Origin of the sequence: Aeromicrobium sp. 9AM, from assembly GCF_902506105.1 — a bacterium.
GTDB lineage: Bacteria > Actinomycetota > Actinomycetes > Propionibacteriales > Nocardioidaceae > Aeromicrobium.
Genome location: NZ_LR733304.1, coordinates 1,961,919 through 1,977,010, shown reverse-complemented (window position 1 = coordinate 1,977,010; position 15,092 = coordinate 1,961,919). Strand labels below are relative to the sequence as shown.

Genomic DNA, 15,092 nt, shown 5'->3' with positions numbered 1-15,092 from the left:
ATCTGTCATGAAGAAAATCTTGCTCGTACTCGCGATGATCGCGGCCAGCGTGTTCCTCGCGCAGCCCGCGGTCGCCGCTGAGGGTGACCCGCCAGCCGAGACGGCCGCCACCGAAACCGTCACCGCGGCTCCGGCGGAAGCAGCGCCTGAGCCCGCGCCGGCTCCAGCTCCCGAGCCGGCTCCGGCCCCGGCGCCACCCGCGCCGGAGACCGGGACTCCGCCCCCGTCTGATGGCGGCGACCCGCCACCTGTGGTGAACGAGGAGAACCCGCCGCCGGCCGAGGACGTCAACAAGGCCGAAGAGCCTGCCGACGAACCCGAAGCCGCAGCGCCGGCCGACGAAGAGGTCGTCGCAGCTGCACCCGTCAAGATCAAGATCTGCCACTCCACCTCGTCCCAGACCAACCCCTATGTCGAGAACGCCCCGAACGCCAGTGGAGATCTCCACGGTCACACCGGTCACACCGGAGGAATCTTCCCGGCCGACGGCTGGGGCGACATCATTCCGCCGTTCGTCTTCGGAGACGTCAACTTCCCGGGCATGAACTGGACCGATGCCGGCCAGGCCATCTACAACAACGGGTGCAACCTGCCCAACGAGGTGCCCATCCCGCTCATCGATGCCACGGCTGTCCCGCCCTCGGCGATCCCGCCGTCGTGCAACACGCCCGGCATGTTGGTCCTCCCGCAGACCACGGGGGTCATCTACGAGTCCACTCCCGCAGGGACGGGCCCGGGTGACTACACGGTCACGGCTTCGGCTGTGGTCGGCTACGTCCTGACCAACCCGCTGTACGAGGAGACCATCACGGTGCTCCCGCAACTGTCCGCCGACAACCCGCAATGCGTCATCACCGATGACGACCACGTCACGATCTGTCACCGGACGAACAGCAACACCAACCCGTACGTCGTGATCAGCCCGGATGCCGCAGGCGTCTACAACGGGCACGACAAGAAGCACAACGGGCCGGTGTGGAATCCGACGCTCAAGGCCCAGCACATCAAGTGGGGCGACATCATCCCGCCCTACTCGTTCGACGGCACGGACTATCCGGGCCAGAACTGGACTCCTGAGGGCCAGGCCATCTATCGGGCCGGGTGCGGGGCTGGAGTGCCGCCGATCGAGGTCACCCCGGCAGTCGACCTGACGTCGAACTGCGACGACGGTGATGTGCCGAGCACGGTGGCGGTCGACGGTGTCGTCTACACGTTCACCGAGGGGGACGGCGAGGAAGGCACGTGGGAGATCACCGCGAGCCTGGTCGATGACGACTACGTCTTCGCCGACGATGCGCAGACGGTCTTCACCGGTGACGCCGGCGATCCAGACTCGTGCATCAAGCCCGAGGACGAGGACGCGCTCCTGCCCGACACGGGTGGCCTGCCGCTGTGGATCCTGCTCATCGCAGGCCCCATGACAGCAGCCGGACTCATCATCTTGATGCGTCGGGAGCCAGTCAGCCGTACGTCGACCGGTGGTGGGATGCCGTCCTACTCGCTGATCCTGCCGCCGGCTCCCAAGCCGCTCGGCATCAAGCGGGCGCACGCCACGACGGAGCACATCGGCTTCATGAAGGCCGTTGGCAACGTCGTCGCAGCCATCGGCGCCTTCTTCCGAGGAGGACGTCGCTGATCGACAGCTGAGCACGAGAAGGGGAGTCGCCTCGGGCGGCTCCCCTTCTTGCGTCTCAGGGCGTAGTTCATCGTGATGAATTAGGTGGAATTAACGGAGATTCCGCCCGAAATAATTGTCCATTCGTCACACCGTCTCGCTGGACCACGGTTCTCTGAGGTCAGGCCGCGGCTCGCTCTCCCGAGCACACAGTCGTAGCCGCTCCGCCTGCGAGGAGTCCCTCGCGAGGCGCAACGAACCCTTCCGCCAGGGGACTACGGATGGAGTTTTGCTCATCATGAGACGACTAGTGATTGTTCTGGCACTGCTCGCCGGAAGTGTCTGCTTCGCCGCGCCTTCGATCGCTGTTGCGGACGACACCGCCGGCTCGACGGACCAGGTGGCGACCGGCTCTGCGGCCGACGAGAAGGCTGCGGCTGACGAGAAGGCGGCGGCCGACGAGAAGGCGGCGGCCGACGAGGCCGCTGCAAAGGCCGCTGAGGAGGCTGCCGCGAAGGCGGCTGAGGAGGCTGCCGCGAAGGCAGCTGAGGAAGCTGCGGCCAAGGCCGCAGCCGAGGAGAAAGCTGACCAGGAGACGACCGAGTCCCAATCAGGTACTAAAGGTCACGAACCACCTGACGGGTGCTCCGGCGACCAACCGAGCGTCAACACGACCACGGACACCGAGTGCCCCGGAACGTATCCGTACGAGGTGAAGGTCTGCTGGAAGATGAAGGCCTCCGACGGAGTCGAGGACACCTACGAGTTCCCGCAGTACAAGGTCTCGGGCGGATGGTGCGACAAGACGCCGAAGTGCGGCGAGACCGCCGAGTACCAGCACGACACGTACTGGATCAGGGACAAGGACGACGAGGACTACCTCGCCGGTCTGTCGAAGCTCTACAGCCCGGCCGGCGATGCGCAGCTGGAGCCGCACGACTACTACAGCGTGGTCAAGGTGGGTCCCAAGTGCCACAAGCCCAAGGAGGTCACGGCATGCTGGAAGATGTCCGAGTCCGATGGAGTCGAAGGGACGTACGAGTTCCCGCAGACCCGGGTGTGGGGCGATGACTGCGACGCCATGCCGAAGTGCGGTGAGATCGTCGAGTACCAGCACGACTCGTACTGGATCAAGGGCAAGGACGACTGGGAGTACTTCAAGAACCTCCTGACGCTGAACAGCCCGGCGGACGACGCACGACTGCATCCGCACGACTACTACAGCGTGGTCAAGGTCGGCGAGGCCTGCCCGATCGAGGTGACACCGGCGGTGGAGGGGACGTCGACCTGCGACGAGGGTGAGGCACCGACCGCGGTGCCGATCGAAGGCGTCGTCTACACGTTCACCAAGGGTGACGGCGTCAAGGGCCCGTGGGAGATCACGGCAACCCTGGCTGGTGACGGCTACGTCTTCGCAGAGGGTGCGCTGACGGTCTTCACCGGCGACGCCGGAGACCCGGACTCCTGTGTCGGAGGTGCCGAGGAGAGCGAGGATCCGAAGGACCCCGCAGGCGTGGCTGCCGCGGAGGACCAGCTGCTGCCGGACACAGGCGGCTTGCCGCTCGGTGTTCTGCTGCTCGTGGGTCCGATGACGGCAGCGGGAGTCATGATGATGATGCGCCGCGAGCCGGTCTCGCAGGTGTCGTCGACGATGTCAGCCCGCGTCCTGCGGGCACACGCCGCGGCCAAGCACATCGGATTTTTCAAGGCTGTCGCCGCAGCGATCGGTTCCCTCTTCAGGGGAGGACATCGCTGATCAACAGCTGAGCACGGGAAGGGGAGTCGCCTCGGGCGGCTCCCCTTCCTGCGTCCGCTGCGTCAGAGATCCATCGCGTCGGCAACGGCAGGAGACCCGCCCTCGGCGCGCAGACCGGCCACGACCCCGGCTTGGTCGGCAGCCGAGCGGTTCTGGCTGAGCTTGGCCTTGGCCTCGACCCGCGCGACCGTCAGCTCCAGGCCGACGATCGCCTTGAGGTTCTTGTCGATGTACGTCGACGGTGCGTCGGTCACGGCCCACGGCTCCTCGCGTGGTTGCTCGTGACGGTCGGTCAAGGCCGTCACGGCTTCCCGCGTCCAGTCGGGATCGTCGTGCACCCGCACCGTGCCCGTGAGGTGGACGGCCGAGTAGTTCCAGGTCGGCACCACCCGGCCGTGCTCTGCCTTTGCGGCATACCAGGCCGGCGAGATGTAGGCCTGCGCACCGGCGACGATCGCGAGGCAGGGCGAGCCGTCGGCGATCTCCCGCCAGTGCGGGTTGGCGCGGGCCATGTGGGCGATGACCGTGGCGCCGTCGGCGCTCCACAGGATGGGCAGCAGGGTCGCGACCGGGGTGCCGTCAGCGCCGACCGTCACGATCTCGGCGCTGCCCACCGACTCGACGAACCGGCGGACCTCGTCGGGGTCGTCCATGGCGTTGAAGTGTGGGATGTACATGCCGCTCCTAGGCGTCGTCACTGTTGCTGATGCCGCGGCGGGCCGACAGGAGATCGATCTCGGGCCGCCCCGCGACGAAGTTCTCGACCGAGTCGAGCACGTCGATGATGTGCTTGCTGTCGGCCGCGACGAGGCTCACCCCCACACCTGCGCGGCGGTGGAGATCGAGGCTCCCGGTCTCGGCGGCCGAGACGCTGAACGTACGCCGGACATCCGCGACGAGCGGCCGTACGATCGACCGCTTGGTCTTGAGGGAGTGGACGTCGCCCAGCATGATGTCGAACTCGATCCATCCGATCCACATGACACGATCATGACAGGGCCTGCGAGGATCGTTGCCGTGGTGTCACAGCTCGTACGTCTCGTCGGATCCTGCGTGATCCTCGGCGTCGGGGTCGCAATGCTGCTCATCGCCTCGCTGGGGTCCGACGGCTACTCGACGATGATCAACGGCCTCTCGATCGCCCTCGACGTGCCGTTCTGGATCGTCAACCTGGTCATCGGGATCCTTCTGGTCGCGATGGCGTGGGCTCGCGGGCTCAGGCCGGGACTCGGCACTATCACCCAGCCCCTCGTGGTGGGCTTCGTGGTCTCCGGGTTGCTGGACGCCTTCGCGGAGCCCGACGAGATGGGGGTGCGGATCTTCCTGCTCGTCCTGTCGTTCCCGGTCCTCGCGGTCGGCGTCGCGGGCTATCTCGCCGTCGATGCCGGCGCCGGACCGACCGAGGCCGCCGCCCTGGCGTTCGACCCCCCGGTGCCGTTCAAGTGGAGCTACAGCGTCGTGCAGGGCGGTGGTGCCCTCCTCGGCTGGCTGTGCGGCGCTGCCGTCGGGCCGGGGACGCTCCTGGTGATCTTCCTGCTCGGCCCTCTGGTCGACCTGTTGTCGGCGCGGTTCCCGGTGCTCTCCATCGACCGCTCCTAGGACTCGGCAATTCTCCGCAGTCGGTGACTTCTCGCGAAGGCAGGGCCATCCTGAGGGATACGTCACGAGGAGGAGATTGAGATGAGCAGTGAGGACGCCGAAGCAGATCGCGCACTGAAGGCCAAGCACAAGGCGCTGTGGTCGTCGGGTGACTACCCCGCCGTGGCCTCGGAGGTGATTCCGGCGACGGGCCCGCGGCTGGTCGAGGCCTGCAATATCAAGGCCGGTCAGCGGGTCCTGGACGTGGGGGCGGGCTCCGGCAACGCCGCGATCCCGGCCGCGCTCACCGGCGCGGACGTGGTGGCGTCGGACCTCGCGCCGGCGTTGCTCGAGGTGGGTCGCCGACATGCCGAGGACCAGGGGGCGACGCTCGAGTGGCAGGAGGCCGACGCCGAGGCGCTGCCCTACGGCGACGCGGAGTTCGACGTCGTCATGTCGTGCGTGGGCGTCATGTTCGCCCCGCACCACCAGGCGGCCGCCGACGAGCTCGTACGCGTGTGCCGGGCGGGTGGCACCATCGGTCTGCTGAGCTGGACGCCCGAGGGCTTCATCGGCCAGATGTTCGCGACGATGAAGCCGTATGCCCCGCCGCCTCCGCCCGGTGCCCAGCCGCCACCGTTGTGGGGCGATGAGGAGCACGTACGCTCGCTGCTCGGCGATCGAGTCACGGGGGTCGAGGCGCGCAAGGAGATGCTCACGGTCGACCGGTTCGACTCTCCGGAGGAGATGCGCGACTTCTTCAAGCGGACGTACGGCCCGACGATCGCCGTCTACAAGAACATCGCCGAGGAGCCCGACAAGGTGGCCGGCCTGGACAACGAGCTCGCCGAGCTCGCCGCCGGGCACTTCGACGGTGGGGCGATGAGCTGGGAGTACCTGCTGCTCACCGCCACCAGGAGCTAGGCCGCTTCCGCGTCGTCCGCGCGCAGCTCGTCGACCAGGCTGGGCCGGGTCGGCTGCCAGCCGAGCTCGCTCTTGGCGCGGCTGCCGCTGGCCTGCTGGTCGAGGAGGAGGGCCTCGCCGAACGCGCCGAGCCGCTCGACGGTCGTTGCCGGGTTCTCGGGGGCGACGTCGCCGCCGAGTGCCTCACCGAGCTCTCGCACGGTCGGGTTCTGCCCGCTGACGCCGACATACGTGCGCCCGCCGGGCGCCTGCTCGAGCGCGCGAACGTACAGGTCGGCGAGATCGTCGACGTGCACGGTCGTCCAGTGCTGCTCACCGGTGCCGATGAGGGCCACGGTGCCCGACTCGGCGGAGAGCATCGCCGGGATGCCCTTGCCGTAGCCGTACACGATGCCCGGCTGCACGACGGAAGCCTTGATCCCGGACTCCAGCAGACGCCGCTCGCCGGCCGGACGCCACGCGGTGAGGGCCGGGGCGTCGAGCGGGCTCGACTCGGTGATCGAGGCGTTGTTGCCGTAGACCCAGATGCCACCCGTGTGGACGAGTGGCTTGGGCGTGCCGGCGAACGCGCTGATCGCGGCGTCGATGACCGCATCGTTGAGCTCGGCGTCGCGCTCGTCCCCGCCGGCGGCCGTGTGGATCGCCCCGTCGTGCCCGCGCAGCTCTGCGGCCAGCCACTCTGCGTTGAACAGGTCGCCGATGATGCCGGTGGCGCCCGCGTCCTGCACCTGGAGCGAGGACTTCTGGTTGCGGACGACAGCCGTCACCTGATGACCCGCCGCGACGAGCTGGTCGAGGACGGCCGAGCCGATGAAACCGGTTCCCCCGGTGAGCAAGATCTTCATGTCTGACTCAACCGGGGGACCGGAGGGGCTATTTCGTGACGAGGTTCACACGTGTGGTTGCGTTGCGACGTCGGCTCACGAGGTTTCGACAAGCTGACGCCTCCGGCGTGCTTCGGCTCAACCTGACTTCGGGCCGTTCGCTGCGCTCACTTGCCTCAGTCAAAGATCTCGCTGAGCCAGTGCTCCTTCTTCTTCTTGCGGTACGGCTGTTGCTGCCGGTTGTCGTATCGCGGTTGGTTGTACTGCGGTTCGACGTACTGCTGTTGCGGCTGGGCCGGGGCGGGAGCGGGCGCATCGGCTGCAGCACGGTCGAGGATCTTGTCGAGCTCTCCTCGGTCGAGCCACACCCCACGGCACTCGGGGCAGTAGTCGATCTCGATGCCGGCACGTTCACTCATGACGAGGGTGGCGTTGTCGGTCGGACACTTCATGGATGATTCCTCCTTGCCCCGCCCAACTCGTGGGGCGTGCCGAGAGTTCCCGTTCAGGCGTGCGCGACGCACGTACGCGCGACCGGCCGCGCCTCCAGGCGACCGTCGGGAATCGGCTCCCCACACACCTCGCACCGGCCGTACGTGCCCGCGTCGAGGCGAGCACGTGCGGCATCGATCTCGGCCAGGCGCCGCTCGGCCTGCTCGATCAGTGCGCCGACCTGCGAGCGCTCGAACGCGATCGTGGAGCCTTCAGGATCGTGCTCGTCGTCTGCGTTGGAGTCGGCGGACGCATCGACGATGCCGGTGAAGTCACGGCTGAGCGTGGCCAGCATCTGCCGTGCGGCGTGTTCTTCCTGGTGCAGGAGCGTCTGTGCGCGGGTGTGGTCCATGTGTCCTCCGTCGCGTCGTCGGCTCACGAGTGCTCGCGTTGCGACGTCATCTCACGAGGTTTCGTCATCGGGCGGCTTCGCCGCGATCGCTCAACCTGGCTTCACGCTCGCTCGCAGAGCTCGCTCGGTTCAGCCAAAAGTGAAGGCCCCGTTCGGCGAGGAACGGGGCCTTCACAGTGCGGCATCAGGGACTCGAACCCCGAACCCGCTGTTTAAGCGCTCTCAGCATAGCGCCCGATCCAATTGAGTACTCCGAGGAGGAGATCGCAGCATGACTATCGATGAAGCCTCTGCCCTGCTCGAGGAGTACCTAGATACTCGTCGCAATCTCGGCGACGCACCCCGCGAGGAGCGCGACGCCTTGATCCGCCGACACGGCGAGCTGCATGTGACGCTGCTTCGCGCGTTGGCCGATCTTGACTAGGTCGCGTGACAGGGTGTTGCACGTCACTCTGGTCACACTAGCCTCACAGGTATGACGGGGACAGCGTGGGGGATCGGGGATTGGGAGCGACATCTACGGGCGGCCGGCCTGCCAGACACGACGATCAGCCTGAGGACGTACCACGTTCGGCGGTGCGCACGGGAGCTGCAGCTCGAGCTCGTCGACGTCACGCTCGAGGACCTCGAGACGTGGATCGGTAACCCTGACTGGAAGCCGGCGACCAAGCGTTCCTATCGCGCGTCGCTGCGGGTGTTCTGGGGCTGGGCGATGGCGACCGGGCTCGTGACGTCGTCGCCGGCGCACCTGCTCCCCTCGATCCGCGTCCCTCGAGCGATTCCCCGCCCCGTGCCCGTCGACGTCTACGCGGCCGCGCTGCGGGCCGCTGACGACCGAGTGCGCAAGGCATTGCGGCTGGGCAAGGAGTGCGGCCTGCGGCGTGGCGAGATCGCTCGAGCGCGGCGAGAGGACGTCGAGCCGGACCTGGTCGGCTACGCGCTGCGCGTCCAGGGCAAGGGCGGGCACGTGCGCCTGGTGCCGCTGCCGGACGATCTGGCGGCCGAGATCCTCAACGGGCCGCCCGGTTGGCTGTTCCCGTCGCCGGCGCTGCCGTCGCACATCACGCCGGCGCACCTGGGCAAGCTGATCAGCCGGCTACTCGAGGGGACGTCGACGACGCACTCGCTGAGGCACCGCGCCGGCACGGACTCCCTGAACGCGACGGGCGACATCCGTGCCGTCCAGGAGTTCCTGGGCCACGCGAAACTCGACACTGTGCAGATCTACACGGAGGTCGGCCGGGGGCAGATCAGGGCCGCAATGATGGCGGCGGCAGCGGCGTGAGCTACAGCGACTGGCGCGACTGGCCGGACCATACTCGAGAGGCGATCGAGGCGAGGGTCGACAAGTCGGAGGAGTGCTGGCGATGGCCGACCGCGATGGCCGACAGCGGCCGCGCGCTGGTCAAGTTTGAGGGCACGAAGTGGCTCGTTCAGCGACTGCTCTACACCTGGGCCGTTGGGCCGATCCCGAAGTCGGCTCCGCTCGAGCGGACTTGCGAGCACGTCTGGTGCGTGAACCCGGCTCATGGCCGGCTCAACTCGGCAGCGCGGAACGTCAGCGCCGAGGAGCTGCGGGACTGGGCGCGGGTAGACGCGGTGTGCCCTGCGGGTCACCCACGGGTCAAGCATGGTCGGCGCGATCGCGGCCGGCGGCTGTACTGCGCGGAGTGCCGGCGGATCAAAGCCGCCCGTTACGACGGTCGGTTGGCCGGCGAACGGTAGACGATGCCGCCGACCGCACCGCCGGCGAGGACCAGGCCGGCGCCGATGGCGACGACAGATTCCTTGCCGGTGAGGTCGCCGTCGGCCATTGCTGTGCCGAGGGCGACGACGGTCGCGCAGACGCCGCCGGCGGTTGCGCCGGCGATGGCCTTGCTGATGGGTGCGAGCTTCATGGTTTCTCCTCGAGGTTGGTGACGCGCTGGTCGATCGCGACGAGCAGCTGGTCCTGGAACTCGCCGTGCCTGGTCGAGTGCTCCCGGAATTCGCGCATGTCCTTGATGAACGTGCGGACCTCCTTGGCGAACCCGTTGCTGATCGGCTTGGTTTGCTGCACGGCCTTCTCGGCGGCCTGCTGGGTGGCCTCCTGGCGCGCCTTAGAGGGCCGGGTCAGGATGGTCGACAGGATGGTCGACAGGATGGTCGACGCGATCAGCGCGACAGCGCCGATCAGGGCGACCAGGACTGTGTCGGACAAGGTGCCTAGACCTTCTTGACGAACTCGAGCGCGACGTAGTTGTCGCCGGCGGTCTGCACCCACTCGCGGCCGCCGCCGTTGACGACGTCCTTGCCCTCGAAGCGGTGGCCCTCCTCGAGCACGCGCAGGATCTTCGACCTGGTCGACGGGGTGTTGCGCACGTTGACCTCAGTGGTCGTCTCGTACTTGGTGCGATCCTCGCGGACAAGGGTGAACCCGTTGCCGTCGACGAGCACGTACCCGACGAGCTTGAGACCCCACCGGTCATGCGCCTCACTGATGGGCACGCGGCCGACTTCGCCTCGAGTCGGAAGGTCGGTCGACATCATCTCGCCGTCGCCCAGGGAGAAGGCTGCGTGTCCGTGGTCGCTGCTGCCGCCGGTCCACATGATCAGGACGCCGGCGGGGATCTTCTTGGGGTCGGAGGTCTCGACAACCTTGCCGCGCTTCTTGGCGGCCTTCCAGTAGTCCTCGGCGTCGGCTGAGCCGTCGTGGTCGTAGTCGCCCAGGCCGGGGACCTTGAACACGTAGACCAGGCACCAGTACAGGCACCAGCCGGGGGAGAACCTCTTGCCGAGCCAGCTGAACGCTCGAGCTCGTGTGCCGATGCCGGACGTGCCGGGCGCATAGAGAGTCTTTGCCATGATCGTGCTCCTTATCCGTGTGCGATCCAGTCGACGACCAGGCTCGCGGCGGCCGCGGTGGACGCACCTGATGGGCGGTTGACCACGACTGTCACTTGGGTGAGAGACGTGCCGTTGCGGGTGACGACGTACGGGTTGCCAGTGACGCCGCCCGACAGTGCGATCTTCGGGACCGCGACCGTAAAGGGGGTCGGAAAGGTGACGGTGGCTGTGCCGCTCGCACTACCGATCGCGATGTTGACCGTCACGGAGCCGGACTGAATCGTCTTAACTTTCGATTCGACGTCGTCGGCAAGGTTCTTGATCTTGGTGTGGACGGTGGCGAGGAATTCCGTCGAGTCCATGTATCGGTAGCCGTGCGCCGTGGTGCCCATGAGTCTCCTAGAGGCTGGCGAGCGCGATGTCGCGCACGCGAATAGTGGGGTCGATGTGCAGGGCTGCGACGTTCGCGACAGTCGTCGCAGCGAGCGTCGGGCTGGCTGCGAGGGTGGCCGGCGTGATCGCGCCGTTGATAGTTGACGGGGCGACGGCCTCGTTGCGCAGCTGCGGGACGATCGTGAGCTCACCGCCGGTGATCTGGAACGAACAGCCGATCAGAAAACCGGTGATCGCGGCGCCGTTGACGGCGAGCCTGTCGACGACGTCCGCGATGATCAGCCGGGCCGGCTGTGTGAGTTCGGCGGGGTCGAAGTCGAGTGACGGAGTTGGGTAGAAGATCGGCGCGTACCGATCGAGCTCGGCGTCAGTCATGAGCTCGGTTCGGATCGTGACCTTGTCGACGGACCAGTCGGGCAGGGCGTCGTCGTAGGACGGCAGATAGACCTCGGCGTAGGTGAAGTCGCCATCGATCGTCGCGATGTCGTACGCGGCCGGGTCGCGCTGCTGAGAGTCCAGGTTGCGGGGGTTGGGGCCGTACTTGGCGACCAGGTCGTCGTGCTGCGCGATCACGGCCGCGTTGGAGTCTGTGTCTGAGAGCGGGGAGATGCCCTGGAACACGATCTGGTTGACAGCGTCGGCGCGGTCCTTGCGCCAACCGGGATCGAGGTCCATCACCGACGCCGAGATCTGTCGGACGTCGTCGACGTCGAGGGCCTGGCGGGCGAGCTCCGCGACCAGGCCGACCTTGACCAGCTTGTACGGGGCGTCGCCGGCGTCGATCGAGGACTGGTCGTTGTCCATCGTGTCGTAGGCGTAAAGGATGTCGCTGTTCGGATCGTAGTTCCACTGAGCCGGGGCGGTCTCGCCCTTGACGACCCGCAGCACCGTGAGAAATCCGGGGAAGGCTTGACCGTTGGCGAGCTCGACGAGCGTGTCGAGTGCGGAACGGCTGTCGACCTCGAGCGCGCCGAGCGGGCCCTGGTCCTGCACTGGCCACGACAGATTGATCTTCGCCAGCTGGGCGATGCGTTCGTATCGGGCGAGCTGCTGGTCGAACGTCACGGCCTCGGGCCACTTGCGATCACTGATCGTGTTGCCGGCCAGCACGGCGAGATGTCCGTTCGCCGTGACTGTCGCCAGAATCCGATCCTTCCCGATGGGCTCGATCGCCGGCTCGGTCATCCGGCCAAGGAACTTCATGTAGGTGATGGGGTCGCCGGCGGTGGGACGCAGCAGCTGCGCGACGATCTCGTCGCCGATGTCCATCGAAGGCAGGACGGCCGCCGACGTGCCGACTAGCCGAAACGTGACCTGGTCTGGCTCGAGCTGGCCGGGAGTCTCGCCGTTGGCAAATGCCCACGACATGGTGAAACCATCGGCCAGCTGCACGTCGTCTACGAGTGTGGAGTCGTCGTCCTGGGTGCACTCGTACGTCCAGCCGGCGGTGACGTTCTCGACGATGACTTTGTACGCGGGTCGGGTGAGGGTCATGGCTTGAGGCCTCTTCTGCGAGCGCGGCGGGTGAGGATCGTGTCGATCTGGTCGCCGACTGCGACGGGGTCGAGGGCACCGTTGACGACGATGTATGTGTTGCCGTAGCCACCCCGGCCGCCGCCGACGGGGATGGAGAACCCACCCCCGCCGGGGCCGCCACGACCCCAGGCGGACGCGGAGCCACCAGGCGCGTCTGGGGGTGTCTTGGGAGCGCCGCCGCCGCCGAACAGGCCGCCGAGCTTCTTGAACGCCTTCGGGACCTTGGGGAACTTGATCCTGCCGAGCCAGCCGATCAGCTTCTTGATCAGGTCGATGACGGTCCGGATCGGGAGCGTGTAGAGCTTGAACGCCTTCACGGCGATGTCCTTGCCCTTGCTCGCGGCGGGGCCGAGCTTGCCGAGCCACTGGACGACTGACTTGGTTTTGTCGATGATCCAGCCCATCGCTGCTGATGCTCCACGGCCGGCGGCCTGGACGATCGAGCGGAACGTCGACGAGCGCTTGTAGGCCAGCACGAGCAAGCCGATGACGAGTGTGATCCCGGTGATCAGGAGGCCGAGGGGGTTGGCCTTCATCGCGGCGTTGATCAGGCGGATGCCGAATGCGAAGCCGATCGCGGCGAGGCGGCCGGCGAGCCAGGCTGTGCCCAATGCGTACTGTGCGGCGGTCTGCGCGGCCGTGGTGATGACGGAGAGCTTCTTGATGGTCTCGACCGCCAGGAGCGTCGCCTGGTAGGCACGGTAGGCGGCGTTGATCGTGACGACGGTGACCGCGAGGCCGCCGAGCACGGCGGCGACGATCAGGACGGCCTTGGAGTTGTTCTGCAGGAATGTGGCGGTCGTGCCCAGGACGTCGACGAGCGTCCCGAGTGCCGGCAGCAGGACCGCGCCCAGTTGCTCCTCGAGCTCGCCGGTGGCGACGGACATTCGCCGCAGCTTGCCCTCGTTCGTTGCAGCTGCTCGAGCTGCGTCGCCGCCGACCTTCTTGGCGAGCACGCCGGTGATCTTGGCCATGTTGCCCGACTTGATCGTGGCCTTGTCGATGCCAGGGACGAGCCGACCAAGGGCGACGGTGTTGCCTGAGTAGCCCTTCGCCAGGGCGGCCGAGACGGTGGCCAGAGGCTTGCCTGTGGCCGCGCTAATGTCCATGGCCAGGCTGAGGCTCTTCTGGGCCTTGGAGGCCGAGCCTGTCGCTCTCACGAGCGTTGCCAGGGCTGGTCGCAGCTGGTCGTCGGCTACGCCCTTGGCTCGAGCTGTGCGGTCGATCCACTTCTCGGTCGACGCGATCGACTTGTCGGTCGCGCCGGCGTTCTTGCGCATGGCGCTGGCGAGGGTGGTCTGGCTCGCCTCGTCGGCGGCGGCCGCCTTGGCGGCGTGGATGCCGGCTGCGCCGAGAGCCAGCAAGGCGGCCGCGCCGATGCGGCCGGCCTTGCTGACTCGTCGCTGTGTGCGATCGGCGGACGTCTCGAGCTGCTTGAGTCCGCGCACGCCCTGGCGTGAGTCGGTAACGGCCTTGATCTCGAGGATCTTCGGTCGTCCCATGTTGCTCACTCCTTAGGGGCCATGTCCTCGAGGATTTCGAGGGCTGTTGCGATCGCTTCGTCGTCCTCTTGCGACCAGGGGATTCCCCGGCCGGATAGAGGGCCGGCGGCTATTCCAAGGGCGATGACAAGTCGGGCGTGACTGTCGGCTGGGTAGGGTCCACGGGGACCTCCAGCGGCTCGCCGTCTTCGTCGTCGACGGCCTCGCAGCCGATGCAGACGTCGCGGAACGTGTTGAAGTCGCTCGGGTACTGGCCGGTGCGGTGCAGGTGGTGCCAGAGGATGAACGTCTGGAACAGGAACGGCGACTCCTGAGACGTGCCCCACTTGCGGACGCCGCGGGTCTCGTCCCAGGCGATCAGGCTGCGGTTGTGAATCACGGCTGTTGCCGGGTCCTGGCCCTCGAGCTGGTAGACCAGCTCCATGCGGGTGAGCTTCGGGACGGGTGCACCGTTCTCGACGGCGGGGTTGGTGGTCATGGTGGCTCCTTCAGAATCGGTCGATCAGGACTTCGATGTCGTGTTCGTAGATCGCGAACCATTGCGGCTCGGTCTCCTGGGCTGCATCGATCAGCCAGGGATTGGGGGCGATGGATCCGCCGGGCGGGTCGCCGTAGTGGTCACGCGGCACGTACGGCAGGGACGCACGGCCGGCACGCACGATGGAGGCGCGCTGGGTGGCTCCTGGGCGGACGCTCGCGGCTGTGCGGCCGGTCGGTCCCTGCGGGGCCTTCGTGCGTGCCCTGCCGGCGATCACGCCGGCGATCTTGAGGTGTGTGGCCTTGAGGTCTTCCAGGCCGCCCTCGACGCGCTTGAGGCCGGCACGCAGTTGCGTGCCGCCCTCAACGCGGTAGATCGCCGATGTGGTCATCGGTCAGGGTGCGACGTCGCCGAGCGCCGGCGTGCCGACGCAACTGAACTCGAAGTCGGCGTTCGCTCGGGCCTTGACGTCGCCGCCGATCGCGGTCGCGGCGATGATGACGTTGCCGGACAGTGACCGGGCCTCGACGTCGTTCGGGATGAACACGAACGGGACCGTGACGCCGTCGTTGTCGAGGGTGTATGTCGTGATGCCCGTCTCGCTGATGTCCTGCAGGAAGTTGCCCTCGAGCACCCACGTCGTGGTGCGCTCGCCGGGCAGCTGCTCACCGGACAGGACGTCGACGGGGTCGCCGACGTCGGCGGACGGCGTGGCCGTGCAGCTGGTGATCTGCGCGGCCATCTCCTCGGGGCTGCCGGGGGCACCGAAGATCAGCGACCCGGGGCCGACGATGTACGACTTGATTGCCATGACTT

20 protein-coding genes are annotated in these 15,092 nt (G+C 67.3%); 6 read left to right on the top strand and 14 right to left on the bottom strand.

Annotated elements, in window-relative coordinates:
• The first annotated feature begins 7 nt into the window (after positions 1-7).
• Positions 8-1,636: a hypothetical protein gene (locus tag BOSE46_RS16140; protein WP_159541203.1), complete on the top strand. Its 1,629-nt coding sequence runs from the start codon at positions 8-10 to the stop codon at positions 1,634-1,636.
• Between the two features lie 289 nt (positions 1,637-1,925).
• Complete coding sequence (locus BOSE46_RS16135) at positions 1,926-3,371, top strand: hypothetical protein (RefSeq protein WP_201299652.1); 1,446 nt, start codon at positions 1,926-1,928, stop codon at positions 3,369-3,371.
• Positions 3,372-3,433: 62 nt separating this feature from the next.
• Here the strand turns inward: BOSE46_RS16135 and BOSE46_RS16130 are convergent, their stop codons facing one another.
• Both BOSE46_RS16130 and BOSE46_RS16125 read right to left on the bottom strand, forming a co-directional pair.
• Positions 3,434-4,048 carry an FMN-binding negative transcriptional regulator gene (locus BOSE46_RS16130; RefSeq protein WP_159541202.1) on the bottom strand — a complete coding sequence of 205 codons (615 nt, stop codon included), beginning with the start codon at positions 4,046-4,048 and terminating at the stop codon, positions 3,434-3,436.
• Between the two features lie 7 nt (positions 4,049-4,055).
• Positions 4,056-4,352 (bottom strand): DUF503 domain-containing protein, encoded by a 297-nt coding sequence (locus BOSE46_RS16125; RefSeq protein ID WP_159541201.1) that lies wholly within the window; start codon positions 4,350-4,352, stop codon positions 4,056-4,058.
• A gap of 36 nt (positions 4,353-4,388) precedes the next feature.
• Here BOSE46_RS16125 and BOSE46_RS16120 point away from each other — a divergent pair, with 36 nt between their 5' ends.
• Entirely contained in the window at positions 4,389-4,970 is a 582-nt protein-coding gene (locus BOSE46_RS16120; RefSeq protein WP_159541200.1) for a hypothetical protein, read from the top strand.
• 81 nt (positions 4,971-5,051) lie between these two features.
• Positions 5,052-5,873 (top strand): class I SAM-dependent methyltransferase, encoded by an 822-nt coding sequence (locus tag BOSE46_RS16115; protein ID WP_159541199.1) that lies wholly within the window; start codon positions 5,052-5,054, stop codon positions 5,871-5,873.
• Here the strand turns inward: BOSE46_RS16115 and BOSE46_RS16110 are convergent.
• The 3 genes from BOSE46_RS16110 to BOSE46_RS16100 all read right to left on the bottom strand — a co-directional run bounded on the left by BOSE46_RS16110 (position 5,870) and on the right by BOSE46_RS16100 (position 7,541).
• Positions 5,870-6,718 carry an NAD-dependent epimerase/dehydratase family protein gene (locus tag BOSE46_RS16110; protein WP_159541198.1) on the bottom strand — a complete coding sequence of 283 codons (849 nt, stop codon included), beginning with the start codon at positions 6,716-6,718 and terminating at the stop codon, positions 5,870-5,872. The genes BOSE46_RS16115 and BOSE46_RS16110 overlap by 4 nt on opposite strands.
• A gap of 155 nt (positions 6,719-6,873) precedes the next feature.
• Entirely contained in the window at positions 6,874-7,149 is a 276-nt protein-coding gene (locus tag BOSE46_RS16105) for a zf-TFIIB domain-containing protein (RefSeq protein ID WP_159541197.1), read from the bottom strand.
• Between the two features lie 53 nt (positions 7,150-7,202).
• The gene (locus BOSE46_RS16100; protein ID WP_159541196.1) at positions 7,203-7,541 is read right to left on the bottom strand and encodes a TraR/DksA C4-type zinc finger protein; all 339 of its coding nucleotides are present in this window, start codon (positions 7,539-7,541) and stop codon (positions 7,203-7,205) included.
• 271 nt (positions 7,542-7,812) lie between these two features.
• Here BOSE46_RS16100 and BOSE46_RS16095 point away from each other — a divergent pair, with 271 nt between their 5' ends.
• Together BOSE46_RS16095 and BOSE46_RS16090 are read left to right on the top strand one after the other, a co-directional pair.
• Positions 7,813-7,965 carry a hypothetical protein gene (locus tag BOSE46_RS16095; RefSeq protein ID WP_159541195.1) on the top strand — a complete coding sequence of 51 codons (153 nt, stop codon included), beginning with the start codon at positions 7,813-7,815 and terminating at the stop codon, positions 7,963-7,965.
• A gap of 51 nt (positions 7,966-8,016) precedes the next feature.
• On the top strand, positions 8,017-8,826 hold the full coding sequence (locus BOSE46_RS16090) for a tyrosine-type recombinase/integrase (RefSeq protein ID WP_159541194.1): 810 nt from the start codon (positions 8,017-8,019) through the stop codon (positions 8,824-8,826).
• A 409-nt stretch (positions 8,827-9,235) separates the two neighbouring features.
• Here BOSE46_RS16090 and BOSE46_RS16085 read toward each other — a convergent pair whose 3' ends face one another.
• From BOSE46_RS16085 to BOSE46_RS16045, 9 genes are all read right to left on the bottom strand, one after another.
• Entirely contained in the window at positions 9,236-9,439 is a 204-nt protein-coding gene (locus tag BOSE46_RS16085) for a hypothetical protein (protein ID WP_159541193.1), read from the bottom strand.
• Positions 9,436-9,741, bottom strand: coding sequence for a hypothetical protein (locus BOSE46_RS16080; protein ID WP_159541192.1), 306 nt, complete (start codon positions 9,739-9,741; stop codon positions 9,436-9,438). The genes BOSE46_RS16085 and BOSE46_RS16080 overlap by 4 nt, the downstream gene beginning before the upstream one ends.
• Before the next feature lie 5 nt (positions 9,742-9,746).
• A complete protein-coding gene (locus tag BOSE46_RS16075) occupies positions 9,747-10,385 on the bottom strand; it encodes an SH3 domain-containing protein (RefSeq protein WP_159541191.1) in 639 nt (212 codons plus the stop codon).
• A gap of 11 nt (positions 10,386-10,396) precedes the next feature.
• Positions 10,397-10,759, bottom strand: a complete 363-nt coding sequence (locus BOSE46_RS16070) for a hypothetical protein (RefSeq protein WP_159541190.1) — start codon at positions 10,757-10,759, stop codon at positions 10,397-10,399.
• 7 nt (positions 10,760-10,766) lie between these two features.
• Entirely contained in the window at positions 10,767-12,254 is a 1,488-nt protein-coding gene (locus BOSE46_RS16065; RefSeq protein WP_159541189.1) for a hypothetical protein, read from the bottom strand.
• On the bottom strand, positions 12,251-13,798 hold the full coding sequence (locus BOSE46_RS16060) for a hypothetical protein (RefSeq protein ID WP_159541188.1): 1,548 nt from the start codon (positions 13,796-13,798) through the stop codon (positions 12,251-12,253). The genes BOSE46_RS16065 and BOSE46_RS16060 overlap by 4 nt, the downstream gene beginning before the upstream one ends.
• Before the next feature lie 109 nt (positions 13,799-13,907).
• The gene (locus BOSE46_RS16055; RefSeq protein WP_159541187.1) at positions 13,908-14,276 is read right to left on the bottom strand and encodes a hypothetical protein; all 369 of its coding nucleotides are present in this window, start codon (positions 14,274-14,276) and stop codon (positions 13,908-13,910) included.
• Between the two features lie 10 nt (positions 14,277-14,286).
• Entirely contained in the window at positions 14,287-14,667 is a 381-nt protein-coding gene (locus BOSE46_RS16050; protein ID WP_159541186.1) for an HK97 gp10 family phage protein, read from the bottom strand.
• 3 nt (positions 14,668-14,670) lie between these two features.
• Positions 14,671-15,087 (bottom strand): hypothetical protein, encoded by a 417-nt coding sequence (locus BOSE46_RS16045; protein ID WP_159541185.1) that lies wholly within the window; start codon positions 15,085-15,087, stop codon positions 14,671-14,673.
• Positions 15,088-15,092: the final 5 nt, after the last annotated feature.